Origin of the sequence: uncultured Tenacibaculum sp. (genome assembly GCF_947499065.1) — a bacterium.
Taxonomy (GTDB): Bacteria; Bacteroidota; Bacteroidia; order Flavobacteriales; family Flavobacteriaceae; genus Polaribacter.
On sequence record NZ_CANMMT010000011.1, the window covers coordinates 38,381 to 50,874 of the forward strand.

General features: G+C 31.0%; 10 protein-coding genes. 3 read left to right on the forward strand and 7 right to left on the reverse strand.

All coding sequences use genetic code 11. The annotated features are described in order from the left end of the window. Positions 1–108: 108 nt before the first annotated feature. Complete coding sequence (locus tag Q0958_RS16805) at positions 109–1,626, reverse strand: M43 family zinc metalloprotease (RefSeq protein ID WP_299125178.1); 1,518 nt, start codon at positions 1,624–1,626, stop codon at positions 109–111. Positions 1,627–1,732: 106 nt separating this feature from the next. Between Q0958_RS16805 and dnaG the strand changes: the two genes are divergently transcribed. Beyond that, complete coding sequence (dnaG, locus tag Q0958_RS16810; RefSeq protein ID WP_299125180.1) at positions 1,733–3,733, forward strand: DNA primase; 2,001 nt, start codon at positions 1,733–1,735, stop codon at positions 3,731–3,733. Between the two features lie 216 nt (positions 3,734–3,949). Here dnaG and nadE read toward each other — a convergent pair whose 3' ends face one another. Continuing rightward, positions 3,950–4,738, reverse strand: a complete 789-nt coding sequence (gene nadE / locus Q0958_RS16815) for an NAD(+) synthase (RefSeq protein ID WP_299125182.1) — start codon at positions 4,736–4,738, stop codon at positions 3,950–3,952. Between the two features lie 96 nt (positions 4,739–4,834). On the opposite strand from nadE, the gene gldB reads away from it, so the two are divergent. Beyond that, positions 4,835–5,800, forward strand: a complete 966-nt coding sequence (gldB, locus tag Q0958_RS16820; protein WP_299125183.1) for a gliding motility lipoprotein GldB — start codon at positions 4,835–4,837, stop codon at positions 5,798–5,800. Beyond that, on the forward strand, positions 5,800–6,138 hold the full coding sequence (gldC, locus tag Q0958_RS16825; RefSeq protein WP_299125186.1) for a gliding motility protein GldC: 339 nt from the start codon (positions 5,800–5,802) through the stop codon (positions 6,136–6,138). The genes gldB and gldC overlap by 1 nt, the downstream gene beginning before the upstream one ends. Before the next feature lie 25 nt (positions 6,139–6,163). On the opposite strand, the gene folK is transcribed toward gldC, so the two are convergent. The 5 genes from folK to fbaA all read right to left on the reverse strand — a co-directional run bounded on the left by folK (position 6,164) and on the right by fbaA (position 12,460). Beyond that, entirely contained in the window at positions 6,164–7,294 is a 1,131-nt protein-coding gene (gene folK / locus Q0958_RS16830; RefSeq protein ID WP_299125189.1) for a 2-amino-4-hydroxy-6-hydroxymethyldihydropteridine diphosphokinase, read from the reverse strand. A 274-nt stretch (positions 7,295–7,568) separates the two neighbouring features. Further along, positions 7,569–9,797: a polyribonucleotide nucleotidyltransferase gene (locus tag Q0958_RS16835; RefSeq protein ID WP_299125191.1), complete on the reverse strand. Its 2,229-nt coding sequence runs from the start codon at positions 9,795–9,797 to the stop codon at positions 7,569–7,571. 181 nt (positions 9,798–9,978) lie between these two features. Further along, positions 9,979–10,248, reverse strand: a complete 270-nt coding sequence (rpsO, locus tag Q0958_RS16840; protein WP_272151684.1) for a 30S ribosomal protein S15 — start codon at positions 10,246–10,248, stop codon at positions 9,979–9,981. 128 nt (positions 10,249–10,376) lie between these two features. Then, a complete protein-coding gene (accD, locus tag Q0958_RS16845) occupies positions 10,377–11,234 on the reverse strand; it encodes an acetyl-CoA carboxylase, carboxyltransferase subunit beta (protein WP_272151683.1) in 858 nt (285 codons plus the stop codon). 158 nt (positions 11,235–11,392) lie between these two features. Further along, on the reverse strand, positions 11,393–12,460 hold the full coding sequence (fbaA, locus tag Q0958_RS16850) for a class II fructose-bisphosphate aldolase (protein WP_299125198.1): 1,068 nt from the start codon (positions 12,458–12,460) through the stop codon (positions 11,393–11,395). Positions 12,461–12,494 lie beyond the last annotated feature (34 nt).

Here is a 12,494-nt window from a genome sequence, read left to right on the forward strand (position 1 = left end):
GGGGTCAAAAGTATAAAATTTCGATAAAATTACCTTTAAAAGAGAACTTATTTTTGAGTTAAAGCCTATTATTGGTTTTCTTTATTAATAGAATAAAAAGGTAAAAAATTAAATATCAATTTTATAGATTGTTCTTTTTATTTGCATACCATTCTCTAATACTTTCTTTATAAAGTAATATTTGTTAGGAGGTAATTCTCGTTGATAATAAGGGTTTGTTCTAATATCATTAAATTCTAATGTTTGTGTTTTAGAATAACTATCGCCTAGTGATTCTTTAGAGGTAATAGTAACTGAGGTAATTGGTACAGAATCAGCATTTCTAGCTTTAAGTCCTCCTAGGCAAGTGTATACAATAATATTATTTCCTAGTTGTTTGATTTTTACAGCTCTAATATACCCTTTGTCTTCTGGGTTTTCATCTTTACTTACAGTATGTTCTAATCTTAGTTTTCCAGGTATGTCACAAGGAGCTTGAGTATGATAAAATTCATAATCAAATCCTTTTTGAAACTTATGAACAATTTTACTAGGAGTTCTATAAACTATTTCATTACCAAAATTATTAGGGTCAGGTTCGGTATGTGTAACTTCTCCTAGTGTAATTTTTGAAGCGTAAGGTTCGTATAAACTTTCTAGAGAGTTCATAACATTAGCAAATTTAGTAGCTGAATTTTCTCTAATAGCTGCTCTCATTTTATCTCCTTGCCCTTTTGTAAAAACTGCATTGTCTAAAGATCTACAAGGTAATGTGCTAGAGCTCATAAAATTGTTAGCAGGTATTTTGGAAAACTCAATATTGCATTTAGAATTATTATTAGCACCAGTGTATGTAGAGCAATCAGAGCTAACTTCGTTACTTTCATAAGCTGTAGATGGAGGAGTGTCATCAATATGGTCATTAGCATAAACTAATTCACAATTAGAGCTATTCCAGTTATGATAAGTATGTAGTAAAGATAAGTTGTGTCCAATTTCATGTGGCAAAGTTGAGGTTAGTAAATACTCATCGTCAATAACAGTATTAACACCATTTCTATTAGCCATACCAGAATATTTAATAAACTGAATATTATTGTTGAAAATTTTATCAACTATAAAAATATTGAAACTATCATCCTGATATTTATTAATGTCTTTAGAATATTGAACTAACTCATTAAAAGTACCAAATGGAGTTTGGCCTTGAAGCCCATGAAAAATAGTAAGCTTATTTGAATTATTTATATAATTAAAACCTTTAAACTTAAAGAATATATCAAATTGATTAAACTTATCATTAAGTATTGTAATGGCTTCAATAATGTTGCTTTCTGTTAAAGGTATTTCTCTGGTTCCATCATCCTTGTTTACAATGTGGAAAAATACATTGATAACATATTTAGAATCATCATAAGAAGATGGCGAAGTGTTTTTAAAAAGATTTAGTTCTTTGTTATTTAGATCTATGTCATAAATGGAACCACACTGAGGAGGTATAATTTTTTTCTCTAAAACGTATTCTTCAACTTTATTGAGTTCAAGAATTTTGTTTTTTAAAAGTTTACTAATTCTTTTTTGAGATATACCATTTGCTATACATAGAATGGTAAATAGGAGTACGAGGGATATCCTTTTTCTATTCATAAGTAATTGTTGTTTAGCTACTTAAAGCCTAATAAATATACTTCTATTTTTTTGAAAAAGAAAATTTTTAAAAGCATTATCTTTGAAAATTCAATATTTATAGCCAATGATAACTCAACAAACGATAGAAAAAGTATTTGAATCTGCTAGAGTAGAAGAAGTAATAGGGGAGTTTGTACAGTTAAAAAAATCAGGAAGTAGTTTTAAAGGGTTAAGTCCATTTACAGATGAAAGAACTCCTTCATTCATGGTATCTCCAGTAAAACAAATATGGAAAGATTTTAGTACGGGAAAAGGAGGGAATGCAGTGTCGTTTTTAATGGAACATGAGCATTACACATACCCAGAGGCTATTAGATGGTTGGCAAAAAAATATAATATTGAAATAGAAGAAACTGAGCAGTCTGACGAGCAAAAACAGCAAATGAATGAGCGTGAAAGTATGTTTTTGGTTTCAAAGTTTGCTAAAGATTACTTTCATGATGTATTAATGAACAGCCAAAAAGGTAGAGCTATAGGGTTGTCTTATTTCAAAGAAAGAGGTTTTAGAGAAGATATAATTGAAAAATTTGATTTAGGATATTGTAAAGATGAATGGGATAATTTTACAAATGCGGCTTTAAGTAAAGGATACGATCTAAAATATCTTAAGTCAACAGGTTTAACTATTGTAAAAGAGGGTGGGGCTCAAGATAGAAAATTTGACCGTTTTAAAGGACGGGTAATGTTTCCAATCCATAGTATGTCTGGACGTATTTTAGGTTTTGGAGGAAGAATCCTAACAAATGATAAAAAGGCAGCTAAATATTTAAATTCACCAGAAAGTGAGATTTACCATAAGAGTAAAATTTTATACGGTATTTATCATGCAAAGAAAGAAATTGCTAAACAAGATAACTGTTTTCTAGTAGAAGGATATACAGATGTAATTTCGTTTTATCAATCTGGAGTAGAAAATGTAGTAGCTTCATCAGGTACTGCTTTAACCCCAGATCAAATACGTTTAATAAATCGTTTAACAAAGAATATAACTGTTTTATTTGACGGAGATGCAGCTGGAATTAGAGCTTCGATAAGAGGTATAGATTTAATTCTAGAGCAAGGAATGAATGTAAAAGTGGTTTCATTTCCAGAAGGAGAAGACCCTGATAGCTTTGCGAAAGCTCATTCAAGTAAAGAATTAAAGGATTACTTAGAAAATACAGCACAAGATTTTATAGAGTTCAAAGTATCTTTATTAATGAAGGAAGCTGCAAATGATCCAGTAAAGAAAGCTGGATTAATCCGTGATATTGTAACAAGTATTTCTAAAATTCCGGATGGAATTCAAAGAGAAGTATACGTACAAGAGTGTGCTAACATAATGGATATATCTGAAAGAGTATTGTTTAGTGAGTTGGCTCAATTGTTAAGTAGAAGTGCGGGAAATAGTGGAAGTCAATCGCAAAGTTCTTATTCAGAGCCCCAACGCATGCAAGAGAGAGAGCAGCCTAGAATGGGGGTTGTTAAAGGAAAAGGAGCTAAGGCAAACCAGAAAATAGATCAATTAAATATTTTAGAGAAAGAGGTAATAAGAATATTATTATTATATGGAAATGAAGTAATAGATTTTGTAAACTGGGTAGATGGGGTAGATGAAAAAGGAAGGCCTATTTTAGAAAAAGAAGAGTATCAAAACTCAGTATGTAATGAGTTGTATCTTAATTTACAAGAAGACGAAATTGAATTTACCAATGAAGTATTTAGGTTAACTTATTATGAGTTAATTCATCAATTGAATCAAGATGAGAAAATATCTATAGATCAACTGATTATGCATGAAGATACTAATATATCAAACCTAGTTACTAATGTTTTAATGGATGAAGAAAAATATTCATTAAGTGACTGGGAAAGAAAAGAAGTGTTTGTAACAGATACTGTAAAAGTGCTTCCTAAATTAGTGTCAGATGCAGTGTTAAATTTGAGAAGAGTTTTGATAGAAGAAAAAATTAAAGAGATATTGGAGCAAGTACAAACGGAAAATACAATGCCTGACTTAGAGGAAATTTCGAATTATACTGACTTAAAAAAACGTCTTTTTGAAAAGTTAAACCGAGTAGTTTAACATTAACTTATTTTAAACGTTAACAGAAATTAACAATTGTATATGATTTTTTTGTAACTTTATCCCGAGGAAAGAACAAGAAAGAATAAAATTATGAGAAAATTGCTGCAGTTTTTTGAACTGCTTAGACTGCTGGTTTTATTGCCGTTTAAAATATCTAACGGTGAAAAGAAACGTACTTATCAAAAGATTAAACGGCAAATGATGCTGGTTAATTTACTTTAATTCTAAAGGAATTTCACAAACAGGTATAGGGATCATTTTATGTTGATTAATTCGGTTAAGACGCGTATATATTTTATATACTTCTAGTTCTCTACCAGAAAAATCATCATTAGTTTTCCCTATATTTTGCATTTCCATAGCCCATTCTAATTCATCATATGAAGCACCAATTTGGTCTTCGTCTGTTCTGCTATCACCAAATAAACCATCGGTAGGTTGTGCGGTTTGAATAGAATTAGGAACGCCTAAGTATTCTCCTAAGGCATATACCTCAGATTTTACTAAATCAGCAATAGGGCTTAAATCAACCCCACCGTCTCCATATTTTGTGTAAAAACCAACTCCAAAATCTTCAACTTTGTTACCTGTTCCAGCAACTAATAAACCGTGTAAACCAGCAAAATAATATAAAGTTGTCATACGTAAACGCGCACGAGTATTTGCTAATGCTAAATCTGTTTTAGCAGAAGATTCAACTTCAGGTACTACAGTTTTAAAGTCTTCAAATGTAGAAGTTAAATTAACTTCAACCTCACTTACATTGTCAAAGCGCTCTTTAAGTTGTTTAATGTGTTCATTGGCTCTATTAACTTGGCTTTCTGCTTGGTGTATAGGTAATTCAACACATAAAGTAGGTAGTCCAGTTTTGGCACATAAAGTAGAAGTAACAGCACTATCAATACCTCCAGAAACACCTACAACAAAGCCATTTACCTTAGCATTGTTAGCATAATTTTTTAACCATTGAATTATATGTTCAGCTACTTTAGGTGTATTCATAATGAAAGATATTTTAGTAAGAGTTTATATAAAGATCATATAAACTATTTTAGTAATTTCGACGTTGTAATTTTGAATGTAAATATACTAAAGTTCATGAGAAAATTTTTGACACTTTGTGTTTTAGTTTTAGGAATGGTTTCTTGTAAAAAAGAAGAAAAATCGAAGTTAGATGTTGATGTTTCTAACATAAAAGTTAATGTAGAAATTGATCGTTTTGATATAGATTTTTACAACACGTCAGAAAAGAGTTTGAAACAAGTAAAAAACCAATACCCAATATTATTTCCTTTAAATGTTCAAGACAGTGTATGGATAAATAAACGTAATGATAAAGATGAACAAGAGTTGTTTATAGAAACTCAACGTGTATATGGTGATATCAATGAATTAGATTTAGAGTTAGTTTCATTATTTAAGCATGTAAAGTATTACAATCCAAAATTTATAAGCCCGAAAGTAATTACAATGCTTACTAATATTGATTATGATAACCGTATCGTTTTTTCAGACAGTTTGCTGTTAATTTCATTAGATTCTTATTTAGGAAAAGAACATAAGTTTTATAATGATTATCCTGCATATGTTAAAGAGAATAATAAAAAAGAAAATATAATTGTTGATGTTGCTAAAGCAATAATAAGTAAGCAAATGTATCCTAGTAGGTCAAGACGTTTTATTGATAAAATGATTTACAAAGGGAAGAAAATGTATTTGTTAGATGCTTATTTGCCAAATGTACCAGATGAATATAAAATTGGATATTCAAAAGTAAAATTTGATTGGGCAGTTAATAATGAAGAACAGATATGGAAATACTTTATAGGAAAGGATATATTATATAGCACCAGTAAGGAAAATGATAAAAGGTTTTTAAATTTAGCTCCATTTTCTAAATTTTATATGGAAGGTGATAGTGAATCACCAGGAAGAATAGGAGAGTGGATAGGTTGGCAAATAGTACGCTCATATATGCAAAAGAATGATGTATCTTTGCGAGAATTATTACAAACGGACGAAGAAACAATATTCAATAAATCAAAATATAAACCGAAGAGATAATGGCAATAGAACATACTTCAAAGATTACTTTTAAAGTAGGGTTAGATGAGAATAGAATACCAGAAGAGATTTCATGGAATGCTGAAGATGGAGGAATAACAAACGAAGCATCAAAAGCAATCATGTTGTCTGTTTGGGATCATAAAAAAAAGGATACCTTACGTATGGATTTGTGGACGAAAGATATGCCTGTAGATGAAATGAAACAATTTTTTCATCAAACATTAGTATCGATGGCTAATTCATTTGAAAGAGCTACTAATGATGATAAAATGAGTGCAACAATGCGCGATTTTTGTGATTATTTTGCAGAAAAACTAGAATTGGTAAAAAAATAAAAAAAGCAGCTTTTAGCTGCTTTTTTTATGCTGTATGATTTTTGATTTTATTAATTATAAAATGATAATCTTCTGGGTTGTTTACAAAATCTAAATCAGAAACATCAATGATTAAAATATTTAAATCTGATTGCGTTTTTATAAAGTTGCTATAACCATCGTGTATTTTCTGTAAATAACTGGCTTCAATATTTTGTTCGTATTCTCTTCCTCTTTTTTTAATGTTTTGTAAAAGACGCTCAGTATTTTGATATAAATAAACGTATAAATCAGGTTTAGTTATTTCTTTATACATTAAATCAAACATTTTTCTATATAATTTATATTCATCCTCTTGCAGAGTGATTTGAGCAAAAATTAAAGATTTAAATATATAGTAGTCAGAAACAATAAAATTTTTGAAAAGATCAAATTGAGCTAAGTCATCAGATAATTGTTGATACCTATCAGCAAGAAAGCTCATTTCAAGAGGAAAAGCATATCGTTCATTATCATTATAAAACTTAGGAAGGAAAGGATTGTCAGCAAAACGTTCTAATACAATTTTGGCATTAAATTCATCAGACATCATATTGGCCAATGAAGTTTTTCCTGCACCAATATTTCCTTCAATAGCTATATAATTATACTTTTCGGTAATAGGAATAGGTCTTTTTAACGATTCGTTAATAGGTGTTATTTCTGAATTATCTGAACAATTTTCAAGACAAATATATAAATGCTTTTTTTCTATTGGGTGAATTGTGTTTCTTGCTATTTCAACCAAAGGAACCAAAGCAAACTTACGTTCTAACATTCTTGGATGTGGAACAATTAAGTTTTTTGAAAAAATTATTTCATCGTCAAATAATAAAATATCAATATCAATAATTCTATCGGTATAACCTTCAGAAGTATTTCTAATTCGACCTAATTCTTTTTCAATGAAAAGTAATTTTTTTATCAAGGTTTCAGGAGGTAAATAAGTAGAAACTTTAATACATGTGTTGTAAAAGTTAGCTCCATCAAAGCCTAAGGAAGGAGTTTCATATACAGTTGCAATTTTTTGAACAGCACCAATTTGATCGGCAATTAAATTAACTGCACTTTGAATATTTTGTAACTTATTCCCTTGGTTTGTACCTATAGATAAATATGTAATTCTTTGTATTTTCATGAGTAGAGTGCAAAGAAAAATAAAACTTAAATAAGAACGAGCAAAAAATAAAATTTTTATTTAACAAATTTCTTCATAAAAGGATAGGGTAAACTGCTTTTTACTTGTTTTAATACTGAATTTCTTTAAGAGTAAATTTTTTAATAGATTATTGGGGAATAATCAAAACGAACTCTACTAAGGCTACTATTAACAGTGGCCTTTTTTATTAAGATTAATAAGGTTATAAAAAAAAAGCAACCATAATCGGTTGCTTTTTTTTATAAGAAGAATTTTAAGCTTCTTTTTTATTTTCTCTAGGCTTTCTATCTTTTCTATCGTCACGACGATTATTACGATTGTCTTTACCTTTATTATTGTCTCTTGGAGGTCTTGCTACATAACCTTCTGGTTTTGGTAACAATGCTTTACGAGATACTTTTTCCTTACGTGTTCTAGGGTCTAAACCAAAGTACTTAACATCTATGATGTCACCTAATTTAACTACGTCAGAAACATTATCAGTACGTTCCCATGCTAATTCGCTTACGTGTAATAAAACTTCGTTTCCTGGAGCTTCTGTATATTCTACAACAGCACCAAAATCTAACATCTTAATAACTTTTACTTCATAAACAGAACCTTTTTCAGGTTTAAACATCATAGAGTCTAAGCGAGCTATAACTTTTTCTATACCTTCTGGGCTTGTTCCTAAAATCTCAACAATTCCTTCTTCAGTAGCTGGATCTTCTGTAAGAACTATAGTTGTTTCAGTTTCTTTTTGTAATTCTTGGATGTGTTTACCACCTGGACCAATAAATGCACCAATCAATTCGTTAGGAATTCGTTTGGTAATCATCTTAGGAGCGTGTGCTTTTACATCTTCATTAGGTTGCGCAATAGTATCTGTTAATTTCTCTAAGATATGTAAACGACCATCACGAGCTTGTTTTAATGCATTAACTAAAATCTCGTAAGAAAGACCTTTCACCTTAATATCCATTTGACAAGCAGTAATACCATCGGCAGTACCAGTTACTTTAAAGTCCATGTCACCTAAGTGGTCTTCATCACCTAATATATCAGATAAAACAGCATAACGATCACCATCAGAAATTAATCCCATTGCGATACCAGAAACTGGCTTTTTTAATTTTACCCCAGCGTCCATTAATGCCATAGTACCAGAACAAACAGTAGCCATAGAAGAAGAACCATTAGATTCTAATACTTCAGATACTACACGTACTGTATAAGGGCAATCTGAAGGAATCATTCCTTTTAAAGCTCTTTGTGCTAAGTTTCCATGACCAATTTCTCTACGTGAAGTTCCTCTTAAAGGACGAGCTTCACCAGTACAGAATGGAGGGAAGTTATAGTGTAAATAGAATGTTTCTTCACCTTCGTAAGATGGCATATCTATTTGATTTGCCTCTCTTGATGTTCCTAATGTTACTGTAGCTAAGGCTTGTGTTTCTCCACGGGTAAAAATAGAAGAACCATGCGTAGACGGTAAATAATCTACTTCACACCAAATAGGTCTAATATCTGTTGTTTTACGTCCGTCTAAACGTAAACCTTCAGCTAAAGTTAATTCTCTAACAGCATTTTTCTGTGCTTTGTTAAAGTATTTATCAATTAAGTTTCCGTAATCTTCAATTTCTTCTTCTGTAAAAGATGCGATAATTTCTTCTTTTACTTCAGAAAAAGCTAAACCTCTTTCAGCTTTAGATGTTCCTTTTTTAGCAATATCATAACATTTTTGGTATGCAGCGTCATGAATTCTTTTTGCTAATTCTTCATCTTCTCTTTCTGGATCATATTCACGAGTTTCTTTTTTACCGAAAGCTTCAGCTAAACGAACTTGAGCAGCACATTGTACTTTAATAGCCTCGTGAGCAAATTTAATAGCATCTGCCATTTCCTCTTCGCTAATTTCATCCATTTCACCTTCTACCATCATTACTGAATCTGCAGAAGCACCAATCATCATATCAATATCAGATTCAGCTAATTGAGTTCTTGTAGGGTTAATTACAAACTCGCCATTCACTCTTGCTACTCTTACCTCTGAAATAGGAGTCTCGAAAGGAATGTCACTTAATTGAATCACTGTTGAAGCTGCTAAACCAGCTAAAGCATCTGGCATTACATTTTCATCATGAGACATTAATTGAATCATTACTTGCGTTTCTGCATGGTAATCTTTTGGAAATAATGGACGTAATACACGATCCACTAAACGCATAGTTAATATTTCTCCATCACTAGGTCTTGCTTCTCTTTTAAAGAAACCTCCAGGGTAACGACCAGCAGCTGCAAATTTTTCTCTATAATCTACAGTTAATGGTAAAAAATCTACATCAGATTGCTTGTAATTAGATACTACTGTACATAATAACATCGCTTTTCCCATCTGAACAACAACTGAACCGTGGGCTTGTTTTGCTAACTTACCCGTTTCTAATGAGATGGTTCTTCCATCTCCAAGGTCTATGACCTCTCTAAATACTTTTGGAATCATAAATTTTCAATTCTAAATTTTTAATTTGTTTGTTGTTGTTGTGTTGTTGTATCTCCAATGGAAAACCAAAATTGTTGTTAGGAATTTTGGACTTTTTATATAAATTTCTGTTTGTTAGTCAGAAATGAACTTTTGTAAAATAAAAAAGAGGCACGTTTATAGAGCCTCTTTTTGGTAGAAATTATTTTCTAATTCCTAATTCTTTAATAATCGCACGGTATCTGTTGATGTCCTTTTTCTTTAAGTAATCTAACAAGCTTCTACGCTTACCTACCATCTTTACTAATGAACGCTCTGTGTTGAAATCTTTACGATTTTGCTTTAAGTGCTCAGTTAAGTGATTAATTCTGTGTGTGAATAATGCGATTTGTCCTTCTGCAGAACCAGTATCGTTTGCTCCTTTACCGTGTTTAGTAAAGATGCTTTCCTTTACTTCTTTAGTTAAATACATACCAATATTGTTTAAATGATTTTAATGTACTCAATGCTTTTACATTGAAGCTGCAAATGTACAATTATTTTTTAGATTGTTAATAAAGAACGATAAATAAAAAAGCTAGCGTTAGCTAGCTTTTTTATTTATGCCCTTATTGGTTGATTTTGAATTAAATCAATATATAAGTTTACTTGTGTTTTTAAATCTTTTCTTTCGTAAATACCATCTAAGAATCCATGCTCTAGTACAAATTCTGAACGTTGGAATCCTTCAGGTAATTCTTTACCTGTTGTGTCTTTTACAACACGTGGTCCAGCAAATGCAATTAAAGCGTTAGGTTCCGCTATGTTAATGTCTCCTAGCATTGCAAAAGAAGCTGTTGTTCCTCCAGTTGTTGGATCTGTACATAATGATATGTATGGTAATTTAGCTTCTGCTAATTGAGCTAATTTCGCTGATGTTTTTACTAACTGCATTAATGATAATGAAGCTTCCATCATACGAGCACCTCCTGATTTTGATACCATTAAAAATGGTAGCTCGTGTTGGATTGCATAATCAATAGCTCTTGCTATTTTTTCTCCTACAACACTTCCCATTGATCCTCCGATAAAAGCAAAGTCCATAGAAGCAATAACAATATCTTTTCCTAAAGATTTACCAACAGCAGTACGTACAGCATCTTTTAATCCTGTTTTCTTCTGTGCTGCCTTTAAACGATCTGGATATTTTTTAGTATCCACAAATTTTAAAGGATCTTTAGCTGTTAACTCTGAATTTAATTCTTCAAACTTATTGTCGTCAAAAAATAACTCAAAATATTCATTACTTCCTATACGTACATGGTATCCATCTTCTGGACTTACATATAGGTTTTTCTTTAATTCGTCTGTATCAATAATTTTCCCGCTTGGAGTTTTATACCACAAGCCTTTAGGAGTATCTTTTTTTTCTTCGGTAGGGGTTTGGATTCCCTTGTCTTTACGTTTAAACCAAGCCATAGTGTTTAGTTTATATTTTGTTGTTTGTGTGTAATTAACTCTTTTTATGAAAAGAGTAGGCTACAAATGTAAAAGATTTTTACGAACTTTACTTTTATGAGCAATAAAAAAAGCATCTAACCTCGATTAGATGCTTTTTTTTATTGGTTTTTTGCTGGTTATAAGGTGTTTACGTTGTTTAAATCTTCAAAAGCTTTTTTAAGACGAGCTTTAAAAGTTTGTTCACCTTCTCTTAACCATTTACGTGGGTCATAGTACTTTTTGTTAGGTAAATCTTCTCCTTCTGGATTACCAATCTGACTTGATAAATATTCTTTTTTACCTATAATATAGTCACGGATACCTTCAGTAAATGCATATTGTAAATCTGTATCAATATTCATTTTGATAACACCATAACCTATAGATTCTCTAATTTCTTCTAAAGTAGAACCAGATCCTCCATGGAATACAAAATCAATAGTATTATGAGGTACATTGTATTTTTCTGAGATATACTCTTGAGAATTCTTTAAGATTTTAGGAGTTAATTTTACATTTCCTGGTTTGTATACTCCATGAACATTACCAAAAGCAGCAGCAATTGTAAATTGATCGCTTACTTTCATTAATTCTTCATATGCAAAAGCAACTTCTTCCGGTTGTGTATATAATTTAGAAACATCTACATCGGTGTTATCTACACCATCTTCTTCTCCTCCTGTAATACCTAACTCAATTTCTAATGTCATACCCATTTTACTCATACGGGCTAGGTATTCTTTACAAATCTCTATGTTTTCTTCTAATGGTTCTTCACTCAAATCAATCATGTGTGAGCTGTAAAGAGACTTTCCTGTTTCTTTATAAAATTGCTCACTAGCATCTAATAAACCATCAATCCAAGGTAGTAATTTTTTAGCTGCATGATCTGTGTGTAAAATTACAGGTATACCATAAGCTTCAGCTAATAAATGGATATGTTTTGCTCCAGCTACAGCTCCAGCTATTGCAGCTTTTTGATCTTCATTAGAAAGTCCTTTCCCTGCATTGAATTGAGCTCCACCATTTGAAAACTGAATAATTACTGGAGAGTTTAGTTCTTTTGCAGTTTCTAATACAGTATTAATAGTGTTTGAACCTACTACATTTACTGCAGGTAAAGCAAACCCTTTTTCTTTTGCTAGTTGAAATATTGCTTGAACTTCTTTTCCAGTAGCAACACCTGGTTTGATATTATGAGACATTAAAATTGATTTTTAGTTGTATTATAATGCTCCA